The sequence below is a fragment of the Spirillospora albida genome, assembly GCF_000718255.1.
In the GTDB taxonomy this organism is placed as follows: Bacteria; Actinomycetota; Actinomycetes; order Streptosporangiales; family Streptosporangiaceae; genus Spirillospora; species Spirillospora albida.
In genome coordinates this window covers 52,062-77,278 of the sequence record NZ_JOFJ01000012.1, presented here as the reverse complement: position 1 = coordinate 77,278, position 25,217 = coordinate 52,062, and the positions used below count along the sequence as shown (strand labels likewise).

The 25,217-nt window shown below is 72.7% G+C and carries 20 protein-coding genes and 2 tRNA genes; 10 read left to right on the top strand and 12 right to left on the bottom strand.

The window, feature by feature from the left end:
• Positions 1 to 8 precede the first annotated feature (8 nt).
• Together IE99_RS0116610 and IE99_RS0116605 are read right to left on the bottom strand one after the other, a co-directional pair.
• On the bottom strand, positions 9 to 1,154 hold the full coding sequence (locus IE99_RS0116610; protein ID WP_030170976.1) for a serine hydrolase domain-containing protein: 1,146 nt from the start codon (positions 1,152 to 1,154) through the stop codon (positions 9 to 11).
• 169 nt (positions 1,155 to 1,323) lie between these two features.
• Positions 1,324 to 2,235, bottom strand: coding sequence for a LysR family transcriptional regulator (locus tag IE99_RS0116605; protein WP_030170974.1), 912 nt, complete (start codon positions 2,233 to 2,235; stop codon positions 1,324 to 1,326).
• A gap of 88 nt (positions 2,236 to 2,323) precedes the next feature.
• Here IE99_RS0116605 and IE99_RS0116600 point away from each other — a divergent pair, with 88 nt between their 5' ends.
• Positions 2,324 to 3,364: an aminotransferase class V-fold PLP-dependent enzyme gene (locus tag IE99_RS0116600; RefSeq protein ID WP_030170972.1), complete on the top strand. Its 1,041-nt coding sequence runs from the start codon at positions 2,324 to 2,326 to the stop codon at positions 3,362 to 3,364.
• Here IE99_RS0116600 and IE99_RS0116595 read toward each other — a convergent pair.
• A complete protein-coding gene (locus IE99_RS0116595) occupies positions 3,361 to 4,626 on the bottom strand; it encodes an MFS transporter (protein WP_037559581.1) in 1,266 nt (421 codons plus the stop codon). The genes IE99_RS0116600 and IE99_RS0116595 overlap by 4 nt on opposite strands.
• Positions 4,627 to 4,756: 130 nt before the next feature.
• A complete protein-coding gene (locus IE99_RS0116590) occupies positions 4,757 to 5,338 on the bottom strand; it encodes an Rv1733c family protein (protein ID WP_030170968.1) in 582 nt (193 codons plus the stop codon).
• Between the two features lie 207 nt (positions 5,339 to 5,545).
• Between IE99_RS0116590 and IE99_RS0116585 the strand changes: the two genes are divergently transcribed.
• The 6 genes from IE99_RS0116585 to IE99_RS0116560 are packed head-to-tail and all read left to right on the top strand — an operon-like array spanning position 5,546 to position 15,160.
• On the top strand, positions 5,546 to 9,226 hold the full coding sequence (locus IE99_RS0116585; RefSeq protein WP_030170965.1) for a nitrate reductase subunit alpha: 3,681 nt from the start codon (positions 5,546 to 5,548) through the stop codon (positions 9,224 to 9,226).
• Positions 9,226 to 10,770, top strand: coding sequence for a nitrate reductase subunit beta (narH, locus tag IE99_RS0116580; RefSeq protein ID WP_030170962.1), 1,545 nt, complete (start codon positions 9,226 to 9,228; stop codon positions 10,768 to 10,770). The genes IE99_RS0116585 and narH overlap by 1 nt, the downstream gene beginning before the upstream one ends.
• A 3-nt stretch (positions 10,771 to 10,773) precedes the next feature.
• Positions 10,774 to 11,475, top strand: coding sequence for a nitrate reductase molybdenum cofactor assembly chaperone (narJ, locus tag IE99_RS32695; protein ID WP_084219550.1), 702 nt, complete (start codon positions 10,774 to 10,776; stop codon positions 11,473 to 11,475).
• Positions 11,472 to 12,170, top strand: a complete 699-nt coding sequence (gene narI / locus IE99_RS32690; RefSeq protein ID WP_037559580.1) for a respiratory nitrate reductase subunit gamma — start codon at positions 11,472 to 11,474, stop codon at positions 12,168 to 12,170. Before narJ ends, narI begins: the two co-directional genes overlap by 4 nt.
• Before the next feature lie 6 nt (positions 12,171 to 12,176).
• Positions 12,177 to 14,729, top strand: a complete 2,553-nt coding sequence (locus IE99_RS0116565) for a multicopper oxidase domain-containing protein (protein WP_037559578.1) — start codon at positions 12,177 to 12,179, stop codon at positions 14,727 to 14,729.
• Positions 14,726 to 15,160, top strand: coding sequence for a hypothetical protein (locus IE99_RS0116560; RefSeq protein WP_030170950.1), 435 nt, complete (start codon positions 14,726 to 14,728; stop codon positions 15,158 to 15,160). The genes IE99_RS0116565 and IE99_RS0116560 overlap by 4 nt, the downstream gene beginning before the upstream one ends.
• On the opposite strand, the gene IE99_RS0116555 is transcribed toward IE99_RS0116560, so the two are convergent.
• On the bottom strand, positions 15,104 to 15,412 hold the full coding sequence (locus tag IE99_RS0116555; protein WP_157610347.1) for a hypothetical protein: 309 nt from the start codon (positions 15,410 to 15,412) through the stop codon (positions 15,104 to 15,106). The two genes, IE99_RS0116560 and IE99_RS0116555, sit on opposite strands and share 57 nt — an antisense overlap.
• 102 nt (positions 15,413 to 15,514) lie before the next feature.
• Positions 15,515 to 16,846, bottom strand: coding sequence for a sensor histidine kinase (locus IE99_RS0116550; protein ID WP_030170944.1), 1,332 nt, complete (start codon positions 16,844 to 16,846; stop codon positions 15,515 to 15,517).
• Positions 16,847 to 16,916: 70 nt separating this feature from the next.
• On the opposite strand from IE99_RS0116550, the gene IE99_RS0116545 reads away from it, so the two are divergent.
• A complete protein-coding gene (locus tag IE99_RS0116545; protein WP_030170943.1) occupies positions 16,917 to 17,417 on the top strand; it encodes a hypothetical protein in 501 nt (166 codons plus the stop codon).
• Between the two features lie 4 nt (positions 17,418 to 17,421).
• Here IE99_RS0116545 and IE99_RS0116540 read toward each other — a convergent pair whose 3' ends face one another.
• Together IE99_RS0116540 and IE99_RS0116535 are read right to left on the bottom strand one after the other, a co-directional pair.
• Complete coding sequence (locus IE99_RS0116540; protein WP_030170939.1) at positions 17,422 to 18,099, bottom strand: response regulator transcription factor; 678 nt, start codon at positions 18,097 to 18,099, stop codon at positions 17,422 to 17,424.
• Between the two features lie 157 nt (positions 18,100 to 18,256).
• On the bottom strand, positions 18,257 to 19,480 hold the full coding sequence (locus IE99_RS0116535) for an MFS transporter (RefSeq protein WP_245623233.1): 1,224 nt from the start codon (positions 19,478 to 19,480) through the stop codon (positions 18,257 to 18,259).
• Between the two features lie 235 nt (positions 19,481 to 19,715).
• On the opposite strand from IE99_RS0116535, the gene IE99_RS0116530 reads away from it, so the two are divergent.
• Positions 19,716 to 21,623: a PhoX family protein gene (locus tag IE99_RS0116530; RefSeq protein WP_030170933.1), complete on the top strand. Its 1,908-nt coding sequence runs from the start codon at positions 19,716 to 19,718 to the stop codon at positions 21,621 to 21,623.
• Positions 21,624 to 21,695: 72 nt separating this feature from the next.
• Here IE99_RS0116530 and IE99_RS0116525 read toward each other — a convergent pair.
• Positions 21,696 to 21,766 (bottom strand) — tRNA-Gly (locus tag IE99_RS0116525).
• A 114-nt stretch (positions 21,767 to 21,880) separates the two neighbouring features.
• On the opposite strand from IE99_RS0116525, the gene IE99_RS0116520 reads away from it, so the two are divergent.
• A tRNA-Pro gene (locus tag IE99_RS0116520) sits at positions 21,881 to 21,954 on the top strand.
• A 37-nt stretch (positions 21,955 to 21,991) separates the two neighbouring features.
• On the opposite strand, the gene IE99_RS0116515 is transcribed toward IE99_RS0116520, so the two are convergent.
• From IE99_RS0116515 to IE99_RS0116505, 3 genes are read right to left on the bottom strand one after another with little or no spacing between them, the layout of a single operon-like run.
• Positions 21,992 to 22,495 (bottom strand): hypothetical protein, encoded by a 504-nt coding sequence (locus IE99_RS0116515; RefSeq protein WP_030170930.1) that lies wholly within the window; start codon positions 22,493 to 22,495, stop codon positions 21,992 to 21,994.
• 43 nt (positions 22,496 to 22,538) lie between these two features.
• Entirely contained in the window at positions 22,539 to 23,222 is a 684-nt protein-coding gene (locus IE99_RS0116510; protein WP_030170927.1) for an HAD family hydrolase, read from the bottom strand.
• 55 nt (positions 23,223 to 23,277) lie between these two features.
• Positions 23,278 to 25,104, bottom strand: a complete 1,827-nt coding sequence (locus IE99_RS0116505) for a glycosyl hydrolase family 18 protein (RefSeq protein ID WP_030170924.1) — start codon at positions 25,102 to 25,104, stop codon at positions 23,278 to 23,280.
• Positions 25,105 to 25,217 lie beyond the last annotated feature (113 nt).

Below are 25,217 nucleotides of genomic sequence, written 5' to 3'. Positions count from 1 at the left end.
CGCTCGGCTCAGCGGGTCCGGGCGACCTCCGCCGCGACGGCGCGCAGCGCGGCGAGCGTCTCCCCGGATCCGGCGTTCAGGAACGTGGTCCGGACGATCACCACGCGGTGCCGCGTGGACACGTAGATCTTCTGGTCGCCGAGCCCGGACGCGTAGTAGCCCTCGTCGCCGTCCACCCACCAGTGCAGGCCGTAGCGGGGGCTGACGCCGGACGGTGACGTGCTCGCCGCCACCCAGGACGCGGGAAGCACCCGCCGCCCGGCGGCCACGCCGCCGTCCAGCATCATCTTCCCGTACCGGGCGAAGTCCCGGACGGTGGCGTAGATGCAGCAGTAGCCGAGCCCGTTGCCGTGGGAGTCGTTCCCGACATAGGCGGTGCCCGCCATTCCGGACGGTCCCCAGAGCCTTTTCTGCACGTAGCGGTGGAGCGGCATCCCGGTCGCCCGCTGCACCGCCAGCGCCAGGACGGCCGAGTTGGGGCTGCTGTACTCGAACCGGCCACCGGGTTCCCAGGCGCGGCGCAGCGTGCCGGCGACCTGCGGCGTCGACGTCCAGCCCATGCTGACCCCGACGTGCATCGGGATGTCGTCGATGTTCTCGTTCCACCGGACTCCGGACGACATGCGCAGCAGATCGCGCAACGAGACGTCCCCGTACCCGGAGGAGGCGAGTTCGGGGAGGTATCGCGTGACCTTGTCGTCGATGGAGCGGATGGCGCCGTCCGCCAGTGCCGCTCCGACCGCCCCCGCCGTGAACGATTTCGCCATCGACCAGGATTGGAACAGCGACCCCCGGGTGTAGCCGGCGGCGTACCATTCCTTCACGATCTCGTTTCCGTCGAGGACGATGAATCCCTGCGCGGTGCGGTCGAGGTACTCCTGGAGAGTGCGGGTCCTCCCGTCGGCGGTGTAGGTGACGTCCAGGTCGCGCGGCGCGCTCACCAGATCCATCGGACGGACGGACGCGCGCAGCGGATCGAAGCCGGGCAGCACGGAGTACGGCCAGACGTCGGCGGAGGGGCGGGCCGCGGTGGTCGAGGCGGCGGCGGGTGCGGTGAACCCGAAGGTCAGGCCGGCGGCGAGGACGAGCGACAGCGCCGTGGCGAGGAGCGGCAGGGCGGCGGCTGGGAAGAGGGGCAGGGTCCGGCGGCGCATGGGAGCTCCTGGAAGTGGGGTGCCAGGGTTGATCGGTAAGACGCCGTATCGCTTTGTATGACCGGACGGTAAGCCGCGGAACAACTTTTAGCAATGATCCCGCAGGCCAAACCATATTGCCCTTTTGTCGCCGTGGTTCCTGCCGTCACACGGGTATCGGGAATTGCCCCTATTCACTGTTCATGTCGTCGAGGGACGCGGCGACGGCGGTGAGTTCGTCCAGGAGGGCCGTCACCGCGGGCGGACGCGGGCCGGCCGGGACCAGCGCCGCGATGTGGCGGCTGCCCAGGGCAGGGGCGCGCGGTACCACCACGTCCGGTTCGCTGTGCAGGCCGAGGGCGAGGCCGGGCAGTGCCGTGACGGCGAGGCCCCGGGCCACGAATCGCTGGATGGCCACGTGGTCTTCGGTCGCGAAGGCGATGGACGGGACGAATCCCGCTTCGGCGCAGGCCCAGACGAGGTGGTCCCGGCAGCGGAAGCAGCCCGATGCCCAGGTCTCCTCGGCCAGGTCGGCCAGGTTCACTTCGTCCTTCTCCGCCAGGGGGTGCGAGGACGGGATCGCCAGGCGGATGGGGTCGTCGCAGAGGGGGATCTCGCGGAACCGGGTGTCGGTGTCGGGTGGGAGGTGGTCGTAGTTGAAGACGATGGCGACGTCGGTCTCGCCCTCCCGGAGGGCGGCGACGGCCGTGTTGGGTTCCGCCTCGTCCAGGGTGACGGTCACGCCGGGGGCTCGGGCGCGGAGGCGGGCCAGGGCGTCGGGGATGAGGGCGGCGGCGGCCGTGGGGAAGACGGCGGCGCGGACGCGGCCCGCGCGGAGCCCGGCGATGGCGGCGATGCGCTCCTCGGTGTCGTCCATGCGGGCCAGGACGTCGTCGATGTGCTCCACCAGGATGCGGCCCGCCTCCGTCAGGAGGACCCCGCGGCCGTGGCGGATCACGAGAGGGGTGCCCACCTCGGCCTCCAGGCGGGCGATGTGGTGGGAGACGGCGGGCTGGGTGTAGGCGAGGGAGCGGGCGGCGGCCGTCATCGAGCCGAGGCGCGCCACCTCCCGGAGGATGCGGCCGCGGTGGAGGTCGAGCATGGCCGCCACTCTAGTCATAAACCTGCTTGATGGTTCCTCTAGAAAACATGACTTTGTGTTATCGACAACGGTGGCAGATCATCTGTGCATGAGCATCTCGATCGGGGACGCGCAGCGGGAGTTCACCGCCGGCGTCACGTATCTGAACACCGCCACGTACGGGCTGCCCCCTAAGGCGGCGCACGAGGCGGCGCTGGCCGTCGAGCGGGACCGCGCCGCCGGGCGGATCGAGCCCGTCGCCATGGACGCGGTGATCGCGCACTGCCGGGACGCGTTCGGGCGGCTGGTCGGAGTGCCGCCGGAGCGGATCGCGATCGGGTCGCAGGCGTCGTACTTCGTGGGGCTCGTCGCGGCGTCGCTGCCCGCGGGGGCGCGGGTGGTCGTCGCCGAGGGCGACTTCACGTCGGTGCTGTTCCCGTTCCTCGCACGGCCGGAGCTGGACGTCCGGGCCGTGCCGCTCGACGGCCTCGTCGAGGCGATCGACGGGCGCGTGGACCTGGTCGCCGTGTCGGCGGTGCAGTCCGCCGACGGCCGCATCGCCCCGATGGACGAGCTCATGGCGGCCGCTCGGGCGTGCGGCGCCCGGGTCATGCTGGACGTCACGCAGGCCGCCGGGTGGCTGCCCGTTCCCGCCGGCGAGGTCGACTGGCTCGTGTGCTCCGCCTACAAGTGGCTGCTCGGGCCGCGCGGCACGTGCTTCCTCGCCGGGACGCAAGAGGCCCTCGCGTCGCTGCCGCCGGTCGGCGCCGGCTGGTACGCGGGCGCCGACGTCTGGGACTCCATCTACGGGACGCCGCTGCGGCTCGCGGACGACGCGCGGCGTTTCGACCTGGCGCCCGTGTGGCCGGCGTGGTCCGGGCTCGCGCCCGCCCTGGACCTGCTGCTGGACGTCGGCGTCCGGCGAATCCAGGAGTTCAACGTCGGGCTGGCCCGGCGGTTCCAGGAGGGGCTCGGGCTGCCGCCCGGCGACTCGGCGATCGTGTCGGTCGCCGTTGCGGACGGCACGGCCGAGCGTCTCCGGCAGAACGACGTGATCGCGTCGGTGCGGGCCGGGCGGCTGCGGTGCGCGTTCCACCTGTCCACCACCGAGGCGGACGTCGACAAGGCCGTCGCCCTGCTCCGGGGCTAGGCGACCGGCAGGCGCCGCCACTGCCGGTACAGCAGGGCCAGCGTCATCGGCAGGACGACGGTCATGGTCGCCGCCGCCAGGGCCGCGTAGGACGCGGCGGCGACGATGCCGCCCGCCGCGATGCCGCCGACGGCGGCGCCCGCGTTCATCAGCAGGTCCGACAGGCCCTGGACGGACGGGCGGTGCTCGACCGGCACCGATGACGTGAGCAGCGCCGATCCGGCGACCAGGCCGCAGGACCAGCCCGTGCCGAGCAGGATCAGCCCGGCGGTCAACTGGGCGACGTCGCGCGGGGACGCCGTCCCGGCGAGGAGGGCGGCGCCGAGGAACTGCGCCATTGCGGCGAGCAGCACCGGCAGCGCGCCGATCCGGTCCGACAGCCAGCCGACCAGGGGCGACAGCGCGTACATGCCCGCGATGTGCAGGCTGATGACCATGCCGACGACGGTGATCGTCGCGTGCCCGTGGTCGAGGTGCACCGGCGTCATGGACATCAGCATCACCATCGTGGTGTGGCTCGCGACGATGGCGGCGACGGCGGTGAGCGCCATCGGCGCCGAGCGCAGCACGGGCCACGCCGCCTTCACGCCCGAGCCGGGTGCGCGGGGCGTGCCGGGGGAGTCGGCGCGGTGCAGGGGGTCGGGGCGCAGGAACGCGAAGACGCCCAGGGACGCCAGCGCGAACGACAGGGCGGCGAGGAGGTAGGGGCCGGTGTCGGCGGGCATCCCGAGCCACCGCCCGAAGCGGTCGGCGGGGCCGCCGAAGTTGGGGCCGGCGACCGAGCCGAGGGTGGTGGCCCACACGACGACCGACAGGTCGCGTCCGGCGCGTCCGGGCGGGGACAGGTCGGTGGCGGCGTAGCGGGCGGCCAGGCCGGCCGTGGTGGCGCCGCCGAACAGCAGCAGCCCGGCGAGCAGCAGCGGCCACGCCTTCACGCCCGTGCCGAGGGCGGCGATGAGACCGCCGAGCGCGCCGACCCCGTACGCGAACGCGAGCGCGGGACGGCGGCCCCGGCGGGCGGCGAGCCGGGCCGCGGGCAGGGCCAGGAGGGCCGCGCCGATCACCGCGCTGGTCTGCGAGACGCCGCCGATCGCGTCGGACCCCGACAGCGACGCGGCGATCATCGAGCTGACCGCGATGCCGGTGCCGACGCCGATGCCGCCGAGCACCTGCGTCGTGGTGAGGACGGCGAGGACGCGCCGCTGGTCGTGCCGCGGCTCCCTGCCGGTCGCCGCCGGTTCCGCCGCCGTCAGCCCTGTCATCTGAGCACCATGGAGGAGAGCCTGCCCGTTCTGTCGCCCGGCCGGGGTGGTCGGTGGCACTCCGGCGGCCACCCCCCGCAGAGATCTTCGTCGGGTGCTAACCCCGGGGCAAGCCGGGAGATTCCGGACGTCAGGGGTTGATGTGCCGGGCGGCGAATCCGGCCCAGGCGGCGTCCCACATCTCCTCGCGGCGCCGGTCGCAGCGGCGCCGCATCAGCACGTACGCGCCGAGCGACGGGACGGCCATCAGCACGAGGACGCCGATCACGGCGGCGGTCGCGTCCCCGACGGTCTGGGAGTGCCGGCGCGGCGGGACGTCCGACACCGTGCCGGCGTTCTCGGGACGGGAGCCCGCCCACAGCCGGACATGGTCGTCTTCCACGGGGCCGCGCGCGGTGGTGTAGGTGGCGGTGCGGGCGACGCCGTCCAGGCCCGTCCAGGTGACGGTGACGACATGCCGGGGCCGGCGGCCGTCGACCTTCACGACGGTGGCCTCGACGGCGTGCCGGGCCGCGGAGTCGCGCCGCTCGACCGCGACGCCCGCGTCGTAGACGACCCGGGCCGCCTGCGCGCCGATGAACGGGGCCGCGGACGCGAACGCGAGGAGCAGGAGAAGCCCGAACAGCCACTGGGCGCGGTCGACGTCGCGGCGCAGCGGGTTGCGGGTGAAGCCGCAGCGGCGGCGCCAGTGGTTCAGGTCCATCGTGTGCATGCTGCCTCCGTCCCACGCCGAGGCTAGGCGGACCCCCGCCGGCCGGGTAGGGGCACACCGCCCGTGCGGACGGGGGACCTAGGTCCCGGACGGGCCGCCGGGTCCATCGGGTCCCCCCGGACGGGACCTTAGGCCCTGATGTGAGACCTCGGCAAAACGCCAGGGTGAATGCATGATCCAGTTCCCTCCACCGCCACGGAACCCGTCATGACCGCTGGGGAGCGGGGCAGGCCCCGAACCGACGGAGTTCCCGGCACCCGGCCGCTGCTGGCCGCCCGGACGTTCTTCACCAAGTCGCAGGTGTCCGCCGACGGCCGGACGCTGCACGAGATCGACCCGGGAGCGTGGGACCGGTTCTACCGGGACCGTTGGGCGCACGACAAGGTGGTCCGCTCCACGCACGGGGTGAACTGCACGGGGTCGTGCTCCTGGCAGGTGTTCGTCAAGGACGGCCTGATCACCTGGGAGCACCAGGCGACGGACTACCCGTCGGTCGGGCCGGATTCGCCGGAGTACGAGCCGCGCGGGTGCCCGCGCGGGGCGTCGTTCTCCTGGTACACGTACTCGCCGTCCCGCGTCCGCTACCCGTACGTGCGGGGCGTCCTGCTGGAGATGTGGCGGGAGGCGAAGGAGCGGCTCGGCGACCCGGTCGCGGCCTGGGCGGAGATCACCGGCGACCCGGAGAAGGCCCGCCGGTACAAGAGGGCGCGCGGCAAGGGCGGCCTGGTGCGGTCCACCTGGGACGAGGTGACCGAGCTGATGGCCGCCGCGCACGTCCACACGGTGAAGGAGTGGGGACCGGACCGCGTCGTCGGTTTCTCCCCGATCCCGGCGATGTCGATGGCGTCGTTCGCGGCCGGCACCCGGTTCCTGTCGATGATCGGCGGGACGCTGCTGTCGTTCTACGACTGGTACGCCGACCTGCCCGTCGCGTCCCCGCAGGTGTGGGGCGACCAGACCGACGTGCCCGAGGCGGCGGACTGGTGGAACTCCCGCTACCTGATCATGTGGGGCTCGAACATCCCGGTGACCCGGACGCCGGACGCGCACTTCATGACGGAGGCCCGCTACAAGGGCACGAAGGTCGTCGCGGTCAGCCCCGACTACGCCGACAACGTCAAGTTCGCCGACGACTGGCTCGCCCCCCACCCGGGGACGGACGGCGCCCTCGCGATGGCGATGGGACACGTCGTCCTGAAGGAGTTCTTCGTCGACCGGCAGGTCCCGTACTTCACGCGGTACGTGAAGAAGTACACCGACCTGTCGTGCCTGGTCACCCTCGAGGAGCGGGACGGCGCGCACGTCCCGGGCCGCTTCCTCACCGCGTCCGACATGGGCGAGACGGGGGAGAACGCCGAGTTCAAGACCGTCGTCCTGGACGCGGAGACCGGCGAGGCCCGCGTCCCGAACGGCTCGCTCGGGTTCCGGTGGGGCCAGGAGGGCGAGGGCCGCTGGAACCTCGACCTCGGCGACATCGACCCGGAGCTGACGCTGCTCGGCCGCGCGACCGGCACCGCGGAGGTCGACCTGCCGCGGTTCGACGTCGGCGAGACCGAGGGCGGCTCGGCGATGCGCCGGGGCGTCCCCGTCACGGAGGTCGCCGGGCGCCGCGTCACGACGGTGTTCGACCTGCTGATGGCGCAGTACGGGGTGGGCCGCGAGGGCCTGCCCGGCGACTGGCCGCGCGACTACGAGGACCCGTCGCAGCCGTACACCCCCGCCTGGGCGGAGGAGATCACGTCGGTGCCGGCGGAGACGACCGCGCGGATCGCCCGGGAGTTCGCCCGCAACGCCGAGCGCACCGAGGGCCGCTCGATGATCGCGCTGGGCGCGGGCACGAACCACTGGTTCCACTCCGACCAGATCTACCGGGCGTTCCTGTCGCTGGTGCTGCTGACCGGCTGCCAGGGCGTCAACGGCGGCGGCTGGGCGCACTACGTCGGGCAGGAGAAGGTCCGTCCGGTCACGGGGTTCCAGCATCTGGCGTTCGCGTTCGACTGGCAGCGGCCGACCCGCCACATGGTGAGCACCCCGTTCTGGTACCTCGCGACCGACCAGTGGCGGTACGAGGGGTTCGGCGCGGAGGAGCTCGCGAGCCCCCTCGGCGCGGGCAGGTTCGCGGGGCGGTCGTTCGCCGACTGCAACGCGCAGGCGGCGCGGCTCGGCTGGCTGCCGTCCTACCCGGCGTTCAACCGGAACTCCCTGGACCTCGCCGACGAGGCGAAGGCGAACGGCGTCCCGGTCGCCGACCACATCGTCGCGGAGCTGAAGGCGGGCCGGCTCCGGTTCGCCGCCGAGGACCCGGACGACCCGGTGAACTTCCCGCGCGTCCTCACGGTGTGGCGGGCGAACCTGCTGGGCTCGTCCGGCAAGGGCAACGAGTACTTCCTGCACCACCTGCTGGGCACCGACGGCGCCGTCCGCGGCGAGGAGAGCGGGGCGGACCTGCGGCCCGAGGAGGTCGAGTGGCGGGACGAGGCGCCCGAGGGCAAGCTCGACCTGCTCACCGCGATCGACTTCCGAATGACGTCCACCGGGCTGTTCGCGGACATCGTGCTCCCCGCCGCCACCTGGTATGAGAAGCACGACCTGTCCAGCACGGACATGCACCCGTTCGTCCACGCGTTCAACCCGGCGATCGCGCCGCCGTGGCAGGCCCGCACCGACTACGACGCGTTCCTGACGATCGCCGACAGGTTCTCGGAGCTGGCCGCCGACCACCTCGGCACCCGCACCGACGTGCTGTCGATGCCGCTGACCCACGACACGCCGGACGAGCTGGCCCAGCCGGGCGGCCGCGTCCGGGACTGGAAGCGCGGCGAGTGCGAGCCGGTCCCCGGACGCACCATGCCGAAGCTCATCGAGGTCGAGCGCGACTACGCGGCCGTCGGGTCCCGGATGCGCGCGATCGGCCCGCTGTTCGAGAAGCTCGGCCTCACCACCAAGGGCATCACCTACCGGGTCGAGCCCGAGCTGGACCACCTGGCGAAGAAGAACGGCGTCACCGAGGACGGACGGCCCTCCCTCGCGACGGCGGCGGACATGTGCGAGGCGATCCTCGCGCTGTCCGGCACCACCAACGGGCGGCTCGCCACCCAGGGGTTCCACACGCTGGAGAAGCGGACCGGCACCGAACTCGCCGACCTCGCCGCCGAGAACGAGGGCAAGCGGATCACGTTCGAGGACACGAAGAAGGGCCCGCAGCCCGTCCTGACCTCGCCCGAATGGTCCGGGTCGGAGACCGGCGGGCGGCGCTACTCCGCCTTCGTCATCAACGTCGAGCGCGACAAGCCGTGGCACACGCTGACCGGGCGGCAGCAGTTCTACCTCGACCACGACTGGATCGCCGAGCTGGGCGAATGGCTGCCCGCCTACCGCCCGCCGCTCAACATGCACCGCCACTTCGGCGACCAGACCACCGGGGAGGGCGCGGAGGTCACCGTCCGGTACCTCACGCCGCACTCCAAGTGGTCGATCCACTCCGAGTACCAGGACAACGCGTTCATGCTCGCGCTGTCGCGGGGCGGGCCGGAGATCTGGATGAGCGTCGAGGACGCCGCGAAGATCGGCGTCGCGGACAACGACTGGATCGAGGCGTACAACCGCAACGGCGTCGTCGTCGCCCGCGCGATCGTGTCGCACCGCATGCCGGCCGGGACCGTGTACATGTACCACGCGAAGGACCGCAACGTTAACGTCCCGCGGACCGAGACGTCCGGCAAGCGCGGCGGCATCCACAACTCCCTCACCCGGGTGCTGCTCAAGCCCAGCCACCTGATCGGCGGGTACGCGCAGTTCACCTACGCCTTCAACTACTACGGGCCGACCGGAAACCAGCGTGACGAGGTCACCGTGATCCGCCGCCGCTCCCAGGAGGTCGAGTACTGATGCGCGTCATGGCACAGATGGCCATGGTCATGAACCTGGACAAGTGCATCGGCTGCCACACCTGCTCGGTCACGTGCAAGCAGACGTGGACGAACCGGGACGGCGTCGAGTACGTCTGGTTCAACAACGTCGAGACCAAGCCCGGCATCGGGTACCCGAAGCGCTACGAGGACCAGGACCGCTGGCGCGGCGGCTGGACGCTGGACCGGCGCGGCCGGCTCAAGCTCCGCGCCGGCGGCCGGATCAAGCGGCTCGTCAACCTGTTCGCCAACCCGGACCTCCCGACGCTGGACGACTACTACGAGCCCGCCACCTACGACTACGACACGCTGATCAGCGCCCCGGCGCAGGAGCACACCCCGGTCGCCCGCCCCAAGTCGATGATCACCGGCGAGGACATGGCGATCACGTGGGGGGCGAACTGGGAGGACGACCTGGGCGGCGCCCCGCAGCACGCCCCGTCCGACCCCAACATGAAGGACCTCGCCGACAAGGTGAAGATGGAGTTCGAGCAGACCTTCATGTTCCACCTGCCGCGGATCTGCGAGCACTGCATCAACCCCGCGTGCGTGTCGGCGTGCCCCTCCGGCGCGATGTACAAGCGGGAGGAGGACGGCATCGTCCTGGTCGACCAGGACCGCTGCCGCGGCTGGCGGGCGTGCGTCTCGTCCTGCCCGTACAAGAAGGTGTACGTCAACCACAAGACCGGCAAGGCCGAGAAGTGCACCTTCTGCTTCCCGCGCATCGAGGCGGGGCAGCCGACCGTGTGCGGTGAGACGTGCGTGGGCCGGCTCCGGTACATCGGGCTCGTCCTGTACGACGCCGACGCGGTGACGGAGGCTGCGAGCGTCCCCGACCCGCGCGACCTGCTCGAGGCGCAGAAGAAGGTGTTCCTCGACCCGAACGACCCCCGGGTCGTCGCGGCGGCGCGCGCGGCCGGCATCCACGACGACTGGATCGAGGCCGCGCGCATGTCCCCGGTCTACCGGCTGGCGATCGACTACGGGGTCGCGCTCCCGCTGCACCCGGAGTACCGGACGATGCCGATGGTCTGGTACATCCCGCCGCTGTCGCCGGTCATGGACGCCGTCACCGGCCGGGGCGCCGACCCCGACGACGCCGACGAGGTCTTCCACGCCATCACGGACCTGCGCATCCCCATCGAGTACCTCGCGGAGCTGTTCACCGCCGGGGACACCGAGGTCGTCGCGGGCGTCCTGATGAAGCTGTCGGCGATGCGCCACCACATGCGGTCCCGGACGATCGACGGCACCCCCGCCGCCGGCGTCCTCGACGCGGTCGGCATGACGGCGGCCGAGGTGGAGGACATGTACCGGCTGCTCGCCATCGCCAAGTACGAGGACCGGTACGTCATCCCCGCCGCCCACAAGGAGGACGCCGCCGCCCTCGAGGCGCTGGCGGATGGATGCAGCCTCGACGGCGACGGCGGGCCGGGCATGACCGGCTTCCACATGGAGGGCAACGCCTCCGGGAAGCGCGCCGACGGCCGCGTCGGGCTGCCGCTGTTCGTCCGGAAGGGATGACCGGTGAAACTCAGAGAACGCCGAGCCCTGGCCGCCGCACCCGCGTCCGCCCTGGCGGACGCCGACCGGGCCGCGCTGCTCCGCCTGGTGTCGCTGCTGCTCCAGTACCCCGACGAGGAGCTGCTGGCCGCCCGCGTCGACCTCGCGGCGGCCGCGGCGGACCTCCCGGAGGGGCCGTGGCGGAGGTCGCTGGTGGAGTTCACCGCCTGGTTCGCCGCGGCCCGCCCGATGGAATGCGCCCGCCACTACGTCACGACGTTCGACCTGCGCCGCAGGTCGAGCCTCTACCTCACCTACTACCTGCACGGCGACACCCGCCGCCGGGGCATGGCGATGCTGACGCTCAAGCAGCGGTTCCGCGCGGCCGGGCTCACCCCGCCGGCCGACGAGCTCCCCGACCACCTGCCCGTCGTCTGCGAGTTCGCCGCGCTCGCCGGGCCGGGCACGGGCGAGGCGCCGCTGCGGCAGCACCGGCGCGGACTGGAGCTGATCCGGGCCGCTCTGCGCGACTCCGGCTCGCCGTACGTCCACGTCCTGGACGCGCTGTGCGCCGCGCTGCCGCCGCTGACGGACGGCGACCGCGACGCCGTCGCGGACCTCGTCGCCGCGGGGCCGCCCGCCGAGGACGTCGGCCTCGCCCCGTTCGGACCCCCCGACCACATGACCGGAACCCCGTTCATGTCGAGCAGAGAGGCCTGCCGGTGAGCGACTTCGCCCTGTGGGTCATCGCCCCCTACCTCGCCCTCACGGTCTTCGTGGTCGGGCACGTGTGGCGGTGGCGCACCGACCAGTTCGGCTGGACGACCCGCACCACGCAGGTGCTGGAGAGCAGGCTGCTGCGGCTCGGCTCCCCTCTGTTCCACCTCGGCGCGTTCATGGCGATCGGCGGCCACGTCCTCGGCCTGCTCGTGCCGAAGTCATGGACGGAGGCGGTCGGGGTGTCCGAGCACCTCTACCACCTGGTCGCCGTCACCGCCGGGACGATCGCGGGCGTCATGGTCGTCGCGGGGCTGGGGCTGCTGCTCGCCCGCCGGTTCACCAACGGCCGCGTCCGGCGCACCACGACCCGGATGGACAAGGTCCTGTTCACCGTCCTCGGCGCCGTGATCTTCTTCGGGATGGCGGAGACCGTCGGCGTGAACCTGTTCGGCGGCGGCTACGACTACCGGGAGACGGTCGCCGTCTGGTTCCGCGGCATCTTCTACTTCCAGCCGGAGCCCGACCTCATGGCCGGCGCCCCGCTGGTGTACCAGCTGCACACGCTGTCCGCCTGGGTCCTGATCGCGCTGTGGCCGTTCACCCGCCTCGTCCACGTGTGGTCGGCGCCGATCGCCTACCTGTGGCGGCCGTACGTGGTGTACCGCCGGCGCGCACCCGCCCCCCGTTCCGTAGCGAGGTAACGCGCCATGCCCCAGGTAGAGATGGAGTTCAAGCGGACCGGGACGCGCCTGCCCCGCGCGTCCTGGCACGCCGTCGCCAACGCGGTGGTGCTGGTGTGGCTCGGGCTGACCGCCGTCGCGGTGGTCGCCCGCGATCACCTGCCCGCGCCGCAGTGGCTGCTGATCCACGTGTTCGTGCTCGGCGCGGTGACGAACGCCATCGTGACCTGGACGGAGCACTTCTCGCACGCCCTGCTGCGGATGCCCGCCCCTCCCCGCCAGTGGCCGCTGGCACGGCTCGTCCTGCTGAACGTCGCGATCGTCGCGGTGCTGTACGGGACGTCCGGCGGCCACGCGTGGCTCGCCGTCGCGGGCGCCGCGCTGCTCCTCGCCGTCGTGTGCGCGCATTTCACCGTCATGGCGCTGCGGTCCCGGAACGCGCTCGGCGGCCGGTTCCGGCACGTCCTCACCTGGTACGTGTGGGCGGGCGTCGCGCTCCTCGCGGGCGGGACGCTCGGCGGCTGGATGGCGTCCGGGCACGTCCCGGCACGGTGGCACGCGCGGATCGAGGCCGCGCACATCCACGTCAACATCCTCGGCTGGGTCGGCCTCACCGTCCTCGGCACGCTGTTCACGCTGTGGCCGACCGTGCTGCGCACCCAGATCGCGGAGAGCACCGCGAAGATCGCCCGGTTGTCGCTGCGGCTCGCCGTGCCCGGTCTCGCCGTCGCCGTGACCGGGCTGTCCGCGGACCTCCGCTGGGTCGCGGCGGCCGGGCTCGCCCTCTTCACCGCGGGCGCCGTGCTGTCGCTCCAGCCGTTCGTCACGACGTTCCGGCGCCGCCGCCCGCACAACGCCGCGTCCTGGACGCTAGCCGCCGGCACCGGCTGGCTCGTCGCCGCGCTGATCGCCGACCTCGTCATCGTCGCGACGCACCCGCCCGGGGAGGTCGCGGAGAAGACCGAGGCGTACGTGCCCGTCGCCCTCGCGGGGTTCATCGGTCAGGTGCTGCTCGGCTCCCTGCTGTTCCTGCTGCCGGTCGTGCTCGGCGGCGGGCCCGCCGCCCTGAAGCGCAACGCGGCGCTGCTGGAACGGTTCTGGATCGTCCGGCTCGCGGCCGTCAACATCGCGGTGCCGCTGGTGGCGGCGCCCGTACCCGGATGGCCGCGGACACTCGCATGGGCCGTTCTGCTCGCGGCGCTCGCCGCGTTCGTGCTGCCCGCGCTGATCGCCGTCGGACGGTCGCTCGGTGTCCGCCCGCCGGCCGCGGGCATCGCTGTCGGGGCGCTGCTCACCGCGGCCGCCGTCGTGTTCGCCGCGAGCGGGACGTCCGCTCCGTCCAGCGTCACCGTGACCGGCGGCCGGACGGTCGACGTCACGCTCGCCGGCATGCGGATCCTGCCCGGGACGATCAGCGTCGCGCCCGGCACCCGGCTCACCCTCCGCGTCACGAACAAGGACGCCCAGCGGCACGACCTGAGGCTCGGGACCGGCCAGGCGACCCCGATGCTCGCCCCGGGGAAGACGGCCACGATCACCGTGACCGTGGCCGAGTCGATCGACGGCTGGTGCACCGTCCCCGGGCACCGCGCCGCCGGGATGACGATGCGGATCGAGACCAAGGCCGTCGCGTCCGGCGGCGGGGGGCGCTCCGGCGGCCACTCCGGGCACGCCTCGACGCCCGGGACGGACCACCACGACATGCCCGGCCCGCTCAACCTGGCCGCGCCGCCGAGCCCCGGCTGGAAGCCCTACGACGCGACGCTCAAGCCCGCCCCGGGCGGCGAAGAGCACCGCCTCGAACTGCACGCCGTCGAGAAGGAGCTCGAGGTAGCGCCCGGCGTCAAGCAGACGATGTGGACGTTCGGCGGGACCGTCCCGGCCCCGACCCTGCGCGGCAAGGTCGGCGACGTTTTCACCATCACGTTCGTCAATGACGGCGGCATGGGGCACGGCGTCGACTTCCACGCGGGCTCCCTCGCCCCGGACGTCCCGATGCGCACGATCCAGCCGGGGGAGCGGCTCACCTACCGGTTCAAGGCGGCCCGCGCGGGCGCCTGGCTGTACCACTGCTCCACGATGCCGATGACGCAGCACATCGCCAACGGCATGTACGGCGCCGTCGTCGTCGACCCGCCCGACCTGCCCCGCGCCGACCGCGAGTACATCCTCGTCCAGGGCGAGCTGTACCTCGGCGGCCCGGACGACGCCGCCCGCATCACCAAGATCAACGAGGGGCGCCCGGACGGCTGGATGTTCAACGGCACGGCCGCCGGATACGACCACGCCCAGCTCAAGGCGCGCGTGGGTGAGCGCGTCCGCGTCTGGGTCGTGGCCGCCGGACCCGATACCGGGACCGCGTTCCACATCGTCGGAGCCCAGTTCGATACCGTCTACAAGGAGGGCGCGTACCTGCTGCGCCCCGATGACGACGGAGGTGCCCAGGTGCTCGACCTGGCACCCGCCCAGGGCGGCTTCGTCGAGACGGTGTTCCCCGAGCCCGGCCACTACCCCTTCGTCGACCACGCGATGCGCAGGGCGGAGACCGGTGCCCACGGCATCTTCGAGGTGAGCAAGTGACCTGGTGGTCCGTCGTCCGCTTCCTGCACGTCACCGGGGCCGCGCTGTGGGTCGGCGGGCAGCTGACGGTCTCCCTGATCGTCCTGCCGCTGGCCCGCCGCACCCTCTCCGACGAGCAGCGGGCCGTGACGCTGCGCGCCATCGGCAAGCGGTTCGGCATGTTCACCGGCGCGGTGTTCCTGCCCGTCCAGATCGCGACCGGCATCGCGATCGCCGTCCACAAGGGCGTGACCTGGGAGTCCCTCACCGAGCCGGGCTACGGGCGGATCCTGGCGTCCAAGCTGCTGCTGTTCACCGCCGTCATGGCCTGCGCGGGCCTGCACGGGTGGGCGAACCAGCGGCACCCGCCGTTCGCGCGCGCCATGGCGGTGGCGTCACTCGTCGGATCGGTCGGGATCGTCCTGCTGGCCACGGCTCTCCCCGCGACCTAGCGCCACCGGGGCGGGGCGGCGCCGTCCCGTGAGGAGGAGGCCGCCGATGCCCCCGAGCGCCAGGCCGGCCACCCCGGCGATCATGCCGGTGCCCTTCGCGTCGGCCGGCGCTCCGGCGGACGCGCCCTCCACGGCCACATGGTGATCATGCGCCGTGCAGGGCCGCGCGTCCGCGAACGACGGCGCGCTCACCGCGCCCAGCGCCATCCCCGCACCTACGACGACCAGCGATGACTTGATGTGCCTGCGCACCGGCGGCTCCCTCCGACTCCGAAGCACACTAGGGCCGCGGAGCACCCGGAAAGCGGCACTTCAGGAGGCCTTAAGGCGCGCCTCAGCGAGGCATAACCGGGGTCAGGCCCCGGCGCGGCGGCGGGCCGAGCGGCGGGGCGCGGGCTTCGGCGACGTCCGCAGCCACACCTCGATCTGCGCGCCCCCGAGCGGCGACCGGCCGATCTTCAGTGACCCGCCGGTCGCCTCGGCGAGCCGGCGGGCGATGTCCAGGCCCAGCCCGGTGGACCCCGCGCCGCTCGCGCCCCGGCGCAGCGCGTCCGCCGGCGCGTCGATCCCGGGGCCCGCGTCGCTGAACAGCAGGCCCGTCGAGTTCCGCCCCCGGTGCACCGTCAACCGGAACCCGCAGCCCTGCGGCGTGTGCCGGAACACGTTGCCGAGCAGCGCGTCGACCGCCGCCGCCAGGTCGTTCTTCGCGACCGGCACCGGCGCGGGCCCGTCCGGCGCGACGAAACCCCACTCGCGGCCCTGGTCCTCGGCCAGCGCCGACCAGAACCTGAGCCGCTCCCGGACGACCTCCGCCGCGTCGCAGCCCACCGCCCCGCCGCCCGGCCGCCGCGCCGCGATGATGATCTCGTCGACGGCCTCCTCCAGCCGTCCGAGCGCCTCCTGGCTCTGCGTGAGGCGCGCCCGGTCGCCCGGGTGCTCGGCGAGCCCGCTGAGGTTCACCCGCAGCGCGGTCAGGGGCGTCCGCAGCCGGTGCGAAAGATCCGCCGCGCCCTCCCGCTCCGCCGCGAGGAGGCCGGCCAGCCGCCCCACCATGTCGTTGAACGCCTCGCCGGCGACCCGCAGCTCCGCCGGGCCGTCGGGGGCGATCCGCGCCGACAGGTCGCCCCGCCCGACCCGGGTCACCGCCTGGGCGAGCCGGTCGGACGCCCGCACGACCCGGATCGCGAGCCGGTCCGCCATCGCCACCGACACCAGCACCAGCGCCAGCGCCACCAGGGCGAGGACCAGCCACGACTTCGCCACGCCCCGGCTCAGCTCCGCCTCCGGGACGAAGACCTCGATGACCGCCGTCCGGTCGCCGGTCAGCACGACCGGGCGCAGCAGCACCGTCCCGCCCTTGATCCCGACCGCGGACGTGCGGCCCCGCTCCCGCACCGCCGCCGGCCGCCCGGCCGGTGCGCGCGGAACGCCGATCACCGGGCCGGCGGGCAGGTACAGCGCGAGCCGCCCCGCCGCGCCCGCCGGGATCGACCCGATCGCCGCCGTCAGATCGTCCGGACGGGTCGTGACCGTCAGCACGGGCACGAGCGACGACGCCTGCCGCTCCGCCGCGGTCAGCGCCCGCTCGCGCGCCATCTGCCCGTTGAGCAGCCCGAGCGGCACCACGAACGACAGCGCCACCATGGCCGTGACCGCCGTCGCGACCCGGGCGAGCGCTACCCTCATCCCACCTCCACGAAGACCACCGCATCATGTCAGACCCGTAAACACCCTGCGTATGCCCATAATGGGGGCCATGCGGTCACGGATCCTCTTCGTCGCGGTATGGCTCGCCACCACGGCCGCCGGCATCGCGATCAGCTGGGCGGGCGTCGGCGACGCCCTGCGCGGCACCGTGCTGCCCACCCGCGACCTCGCCGCGGACGTCCCCGTCCGCGAGGGCCGGCCGCCCACCGCGACGCCCGTCCCCGAGCGGACGCCCGAGCGGACTCCCGCCACCGCCCGCGAGACCCGGCGACCGAGCCCCTCCGCGTCCCCGGGCGGCGGAGGAACGGCGAAGCCGCCCGCCCCGTCCGGCAAGGTCCGCGCCTACACCGTGAAGTCGGGCCGCGTTGTCCTTTCGATCGGGACGGACTCCGCCCGCCTCGTCTCCGCGATGCCGAACAGCGGCTTCCAGGTCAAGACCTGGCGCAACACCGCCTGGCTCCGCGTCGACCTGACCGACGGCACGCACGGCTCCGCCGTCTTCGTCACCTGGAACGGCCACCCGCCGCTCGTCGAGGTATACGAGTACTGACGCCTCACTCCGGCGCCGTCAGCATCAGCCCCACGCCCCGCACCGTGTGCAGGTAGCGCGGCTTGGCCGCGCTCTCGCCCATCTTCCGCCGCAGCCACGACACATGGACGTCGATCGTCTGGTCGTCCCCGTAGGGCTGCTGCCACACCTGCGCGAGCAGCTCCTGCCGCCGGACGACCCGTCCCGCGTTCCGCGCGAGGAACGCCAGCAGGTCGAACTCCTTGCGCGACAGCTGCAGCACGGCCCCGGCCAGCGTGACCTGCCGCCGCTCGGTGTCGACCCGCAGGTCGCCGATCACGAGCGCGTCCTGCTGCGGCGCCGTGCGGGCCCTCCGCAGCACCGCCGTGATCCGCGCGTGCAGGTGCCCGGCCGAGAACGGCTTGATCACGTAGTCGTCCGCGCCGGACCCGAGCAACCGGATGATCTCCCGCTCGTCGTCCCGCGCCGTGGCCACGATCACCGGGACGTCCGACACGGCCCGCAGCATCTTCAAAGCCTCGCCGCCGTCGAGGTCGGGCAGCCCGAGATCCAGCACCACGACCTCGGGCGCCTCCGCCGTGACCTCCCGCAGCGCGTCCAGCGCCCGCCCGGCGCTTCGCACCGCGTGCCCGAGGTCCCGCAGCTCCCGCAGCAGCGCCTGCCGAACGTAGTCGTCGTCCTCGACGAGCAGAACCGTAGCCACGCTCGGACAATAGAGCATCTTTCACCCCGCGCCACCGCACTTCCCTGCATCCCCCTCAGCCCACGCACCTGGTACAACACGGCCGATCCGCAGCTGAAGTGGATCCAGGCCAACGACTGACGCGTCCGCGCCGGGCGGCGAGACGATGCGGGCATCCTCAGCCCCGGCCGCCGCCACGGGGTGATGCTCCGACGGACGTTCCGGCTGCGGTCAGCGCGGCCGAAGCGGCGATCAAGGCCAGGACGGCGTACAGCGCCGGGTAGCCCCCGAGGGGGCCGAGGAGCGCCGCGCCCGCCGCCGGGGCGATCGCCCCCGCGATCGTGGCCGGTGCGACGAGGATGCCGGTGAGCGTTCCGTAGGCGCCGGTGCCCCAGCGGTCGGTGACCGCCGTCGCCTGGAGCAGCGTGGTGATGCCGCGGATGACGCCGGCGAGCACCACCACGCATATGAGCAGCCACAGCGGCCCGGGGACGGCGGCGAGCGCGCCGGTCGTGGCGGCGGCGCCCGCGAGGATCCCGACCGTCCGGGCGCGGACGCTCGTGCGGCGGGCCAGGGCCGCGTAGCCGAGCCGCCCCGCGACCTGCCCGACGCCGCCGAGGCCGAGCGCCCACGCGGCGGTCGCAGGCGACGCGCCCCGCGCCATGAGCAGGCCGATGAGGTGGATGAGCACGGCGGACGCGGAGAAGGCCGACAGCGTCAGCGCGGCCATGAGCAGCAGGAAGGGGGCGCTGCGCACGACGTCCCCGCGCCATGGCCCGCAGGGCTCGTCCGCCTTCCGCGCGGCCTCGGGCCACGGGCGGCGCAGGGCGAGGAAGTGCAGCGGGACGGTGACCACCCCGAGGATCGCGGCGAGGACCACATAGACGGCCCGCCACGGCAGATGCTCGGCGAGCACGCCCGTCAGGGGCGCGAACACGGTGCTGGCCAGCCCCCCGACCAGCGTGAGGGTCGTCAGCGCCCGGACGTGGTGCGGCGCGTGGTAGCGGGTCAGGGCGGCGAACGCGGGCTGGTAGAGCACGGCGCTCATCGCCGCCCCGGCGAGCAGCCAGGCGGCGGCGAACCAGCCCGCGTCCGGCGCGGCGGCCAGGCCGAGGACCGCCAGGACGGCCAGCATCGAACCGGCGGTCATCGGCAGGCGGGGGCCGCGCCGGTCCAGGACGCGGCCGAGTGGGACGCCGCCGAGCGCGGCCACCACCAGCGCGGCGGAGAAGCCCGCCGTGGTGGCCCCGGCGGACCAGCCCGTCTCGCGTCCGATCACGGGTGCGAGCACCGGGAAGGCGTAGTACAGGACGCCCCAGCTGGTGATCTCGGTGACGCACAGGGCCACCAGCGGAACCCGGGAGGCACGAGCGCCCGCCGACGCGGACCCGGCAGGCTTCACACGTCCCTCCAGAAGTCGAGCCCTGCTCTCGGCCATGCCTCCGCCAAGCAGGCGCGGACCCCTCCGCCCCTTTCGTCGCTCCCCGAACGGGAAAAGGACGAACGCCGCCACCCGACGAAATTGCTTGACTGTTCACCTTCCTGACCTCGTGGCACCCACCTCGGGGCTCCAGACTGTCGGGCGGTCCGGTCCGGCGTCCGCCGGGTCCGGTTCTTGTCGTGAACGAGGTCCAGACATGTCCGAAACGTTCGTCGCCGATCCCGACGACCAGAGCTCGAACCCCTCGAAGAACGAGGCCTTCCAGCAGATCCTCGAGCGGAGGATGTCGCGGCGCGGCGTCCTCCGCGGCGGCACCGTCGCCGCGGCCGCGGGCTTCCTCGGCACGGCGGCCGGCGGCACCGCGTCCGCCGCGGCGTCCCCCGCCAGGCCGGGGCGCCGCCCGCTGCTCGGGTTCAAGGCGGTGCCGACCAGCACGGACGACACGCTGACGGTGCCCGAGGGCTACACCGCCCAGGTGCTGATCCCGTGGGGCACGCCGATCCGCTCCAGCGGGCCCGCATGGAAGAAGGACGCCTCCAACTCCGCCAAGGAGCAGGAGCAGCAGATCGGCATGCACCACGACGGGATGCACCTGTTCCCGATGGGCCGCGGCGACACCGGGCTGCTGGTGCTCAACCACGAGTACACCGACAACACGCTGCTCTACACCGACGGCAACGCGACGGTCACCCGGGAGAAGGTCGACAAGGCGCTCGCCGCGCACGGCGTGAGCGTCGTGAAGGTGGCCCGGACCAAATCCGGCTGGCAGCGGGTCGACTCCAGGTACAACCGCCGGATCACCGGCAACACCCCGGTGACCTTCTCGGGCCCGGTCAAGCCCGGTCACCCGGAACTGGCCGCGAAGGGCCCGGCGCGGGGCACCCTCAACAACTGCTCCAGCGGGTACACCCCCTGGGGGACGTACATCACCTGCGAGGAGAACTTCAACGGCTACTTCGGCACCGCCGACCCCTCCTGGAAGCCGTCCACCGAGGAGGCCCGCTACGGGATCGGCGCGTCGGGCGGCGACTACAGATGGCACACGGCGGACCCGCGCTTCGACGTGGCGGCCAACCCCAAGGAGGCCAACCGCTTCGGCTGGGTCGTCGAGATCGACCCGTTCTCTCCGCACGGCACCCCGGTGAAGCGCACCGCGCTCGGACGGTTCAAGCACGAGAGCGCGACGGTCACCGAGTCCCGAGGCCGCGTCGTCGTCTACAGCGGCGACGACCAGGACGGCGAGTACGTCTACAAGTTCGTCGGCGACGGCAACTGGCGCCTGCTGCGGGCCCTCGGCAGGAGCCCTTTGGACCACGGCACCCTGTACGTCGCCAAGTTCAACGACGACGGTTCGGGAACCTGGCTGCCGCTGAAGTTCGGCACCGGCCCGCTGACGGCGGCCAACGGCTGGAAGGACCAGGCCGACGTGCTGCTGCGCACCCGCACGGCGGCCGACGCCGTGGGCGCCACCAAGCTCGACCGCCCCGAATGGGTCGCGGTCAACCCCGGCAACAAGGACGTCTACCTGACGCTGACCAACGGCGGTGGCAACGGGGGCAAGGTCAACCCCCGCAAGCCCAACCCGTACGGGCACATCGTCCGCTGGCGCGAGAAGCGGGGCGACAACACCGCCCTGACGTTCGAGTGGGACATCTTCGTCCTGGCCGGCGACCCCGCCTACGACCCGCAGGTCGAACTCGGCCCGGACAACATCTTCGGCTCGCCCGACGGCATCGGCTTCGACAGGGCGGGCCGCCTGTGGATCCAGACCGACATCTCCAACTCGTCGCAGGCCCTGGCGAGCAAGGGCTACGACAACATCGCCAACAACGCGCTGCTCGCGGCCGACCCCCGTACCGGTGAGATCCGCCGCTTCCTGGTCGGGCCGCGCGGCTCCGAGGTCACCGGCTTCACTCTGGCCCCCGACCAGCGGACGCTGTTCATCAACATCCAGCACCCGGGCGAGAGCAGCGCCGCCTGGGGCACCCCGACCCCGCAGAACCCGCGGGCGGTCAGCAACTGGCCGGAGTTCGACCCCAATGGCCGTCCCCGGGCCGCGACCGTAGCCATCCGCCGCAAGGACGGCGGCATCATCGGCACCTGACCCACAGTCAGGCCGGGGCCCCGGGCCCCGGCCTGACCACAGCCGAAGACCACGACCCATTTCCCAAACCGGAGCGGGCGACGGGAATCGAACCCGCGTAGCCAGTTTGGAAGACTGGGGCTCTACCATTGAGCTACGCCCGCGAGCGATCGAGCGCGTCGATCGTCAGGGGTAGCGTACAGGCTTCCGCGTGTGGTCGTGGCGGCGAGCCGGGCTGATCGGGTCTAGACTTCACGAGTCGCCCGCTGGGTGATGTGCGGGCTGTGGCGCAGTTTGGTAGCGCACCGGCTTTGGGTGCCGGGGGCCGTGGGTTCAAATCCCGCCAGCCCGACGTGACGGCCGTCCCGGGTTTCCTGGGGCGGCCTTTCTCAGTTCGGCTCGCGGGCGAGGACGCCCGCGCGGACGTCGCCGAGGACGGTCGTGACCGTGTCGACGAGGTCGGGGGCGGCGTCGCGGATCGCGGTGGCCGCCGGGTCGTGGGGGTCGTCGACGCCGGCGGCCTTGAGGAGGGGCCGGACGTCGGTGAGCCGGCGTTCCAGCCAACCCATGGGGTCGGCGGTGAGGTCGGGGTCGAAGACGCGGCGGCCGGGTTCGTTGTCGGCCATGCCCGGGTGGTGGTGCATCCGGTCCTTGCTGCCGGGGCCGCCGGCGACGGATTCGAGGAAGTCGGCGCGCCAGACGGCACGGTCGACGACGACGGGCTGGGACGCGTTCGGGCTGCCCCGGTGGGGGCGGGGGTCCAGAAGGCGCAGTTCGACGCGGACGCCGCGTTCGTGGCCGCCTCGGTCGGGGTCGGGGTCGGGGTCGGGGTCGACAAGGTAGAGGTCCTCGACGGTGATGCCGAGGGTGGTGAAACAGAACACGCGCAGCACGGCCGCTCCCGTCTGTGGTCCTGTTCCAGCTATACGTCGGGATTCACCGCCGGGCAAGGACGGGTGGCAGCGCGCGCAGGGTCGTGATGCGCGGGACGTCCCGGGGATCGGGGCCGGTGCCGGGGCGGTCCAGCCATATGCCGGTCAGCCCGGCGGACGCGGCGGCCCGTGCGTCGGTGGCGAGGCGGTCGCCCACGTAGGCGACGGTCTCCGGGGCGAGGCCGAGGGCGTCGCAGGCGGTGTGGAAGATGGCGGCGGACGGTTTCGCCGCGGCCGCTTCGCTGGACGCCAGGACGTAGGGGAGGAGCTCGGTCAGCCCCAGGCGTGCGATCTTCGCGCGCTGCTGCGCGGCCTGGCCGTTCGTGATCACGCCCAGGCGGACGCCCGAGGCTGCCAGGGTTCGCAGGGTGCCGAAGGCGTCCGGGTAGGGGCGCCAGGCGTCCTCGTAGCGGCGGACGTAGTCCGCGATCCAGGCGTCGGCGCGGGTGGCGTCCCAGGTGCCGAGGCCCAGTTCCCGCGCCAGCGGGACGATCCGGGCGCGGCGCTGGCCGGTGAAGTCCAGCTCACCGGCGAGGTAGCGGTCGACGGCTTCCTCCGACAGTTCCGCCCAGCGGTGGACGAGCCATTCCGGATCCGCGTCGGGAAAGGACGCCACAATCGCCTCTGAGCAGGCGGTGTCGTGGTCGAGGAGTGTTCCGTCCAGGTCGAAGAGCACGGCGGAGGGCACATGGGGATTACAGCAGACGGGTCCCCGTCCGGAGGCGGGGACCCGTCGCGGAACGTCAGCCGAGGCCGTTCCTGACCGCGGTGATCAGCTCACCGCCGGTCGTGTCGCCGCTCAGCTCCCAGAAGAAGGCGCCGGCGAGGCCCTGGTCCCTGGCGTAGCCCATCTTCCCGCCGATCGTGGCGGGGGTGTCGTAGCTCCACCATTCGGCGCCGCACTTCGCGTACGCCGTTCCGGCGACGGTGCCGGTCGCGGGGCACTTCGACTTGAGGACCTTGTAGTCCTCTATGCCCGCCTCGTACGTGCCGGGCGCGGCGCCGGTGGCGGCGCCGCCCGGTTCGGACTGTGTGACGCCCGTCCAGCCGCGGCCGTAGAACCCGATCCCGAGGAGCAGCTTGCTCGCCGGGATGCCCTTGGCCTTGAGCTTGGCGATGGTCGCGGCCGAGTTGTAGCCGTCCTGGGGGATGCCGGGGTAGGACGTCAGCGGCGAGTGCGGGGCCGTCGGGCCCTTCGCCGCCCAGGCGCCGAAGAAGTCGTACGTCATGGGGTTGTACCAGTCGACGTACTGGGCCGCGCCGCCGTAGTCGGCCGCGTCGATCTTGCCGCCGGACGAGGCGTCCGCCGGGATCGCCGCGGTGACGAGGGCTCCGCCGCCGAAGCGCGCGCGGACGGCCGACATCAGGTTCCGGTATCCGGCGAACCCGCTGGTGTCGCAGGTGAGACCGCAGGCGTTCGGGTACTCCCAGTCGATGTCGATGCCGTCGAACACGTCCGCCCAGCGGGGGTCCTCGACGAGCCGGTGGCAGGACTCGGCGAACGCGGCCGGATTCGCGGCGGCCTGGGAGAAGCCGCCCGACCACGTCCAGCCGCCGAACGACCACAGGATCTTCAGGTGCGGGTGCTTCTTCTTCAGCTTGCGGAGCTGGTTGAAGCTGCCGCGCAGCGCGCCGGTGTCCCACGTGTCGGCGACGCCGTCGACGCTTTCGGCGGCGCTGTAGAAGCGGTCGTAGTCGGCGTAGCTGTCGCCGATGGTGCACTGCCCGTTCTGGACGTTCCCGAACGCGTAGTTGATGTGGGTGAGCTTGGCGGCCGACCCGCTCGTGTCGATGTTCTTGACGTGGTATCCGCGCTGGTAGACGCCCCACTGCGCGAAGTAGCCGATGACCTTGCCGCCGCTCGTGCCGCCTCCCTCGTCGGTGGTGACGGAGACGGGGCCGGACGCGCCGGAGGTGTTGCCCGCCGCGTCGCGCGCCTTGACGGTGAACGTGTAGGCGGTCCTGGGGGACAGGCCGGAGACGGTCGCCGATGTTCCCGTGACCGTGTCCGCCTTGGTGGAGCCGGTGTAGACGTCGTATCCGGTGACGCCGACGTTGTCGCTGGATGCGGTCCAGGAGAGCGTCACGGAGGTGGCCGTCTTACCGGTGGACTTCAGCCCGGACGGGGCGGTGGGAGCCTGCGTGTCGTCCGGGGGAGTGCCGGTGCCGTCGCAGGCGGCGCCGTTGACCTTGCAGCCGGTGAGCCAGCCGGGTCCGGTGCCGCCGAACCCGAACGAGGCGCTGGCGCCGGCGGCGAGCGCGCCGTTCCAGCCGACGTCGGTGAAGGTGTAGTGGCCGCCCAAGACGGTCTTCACCGCGTCCCAGGTGGCGCCGATGGACGTGCCGGACGGGAGGTCGCCCTCGACCTTCCAGCCGTTCACGGCCGCGGCCGTGCCGTTGGTGATCGTGCATTTGCCCTCGAAGCCGGTGCCCCAGTCCGAGGTCTTGGCGCAGGTCGCGGTGAGGGAGCCCGCCGAGGACGCCGGGGGCGCCGCGAGGAGGGTGGTGGCCACCGCGAGGGTCGCCGCGCCGGCGAGCGCGATGGCCCGCCGTCCGCCGGTTCCGGTCATTGATTCTCCGTTCGTTCCGGCCCCCGAAGCAAACAGGAATCCCCGCTCAATTCTTAGGAAAGTTTCCTAAGAATTGTGGGGATCGTAACCTCGCCGAAGGCGCCCAGCAAGGC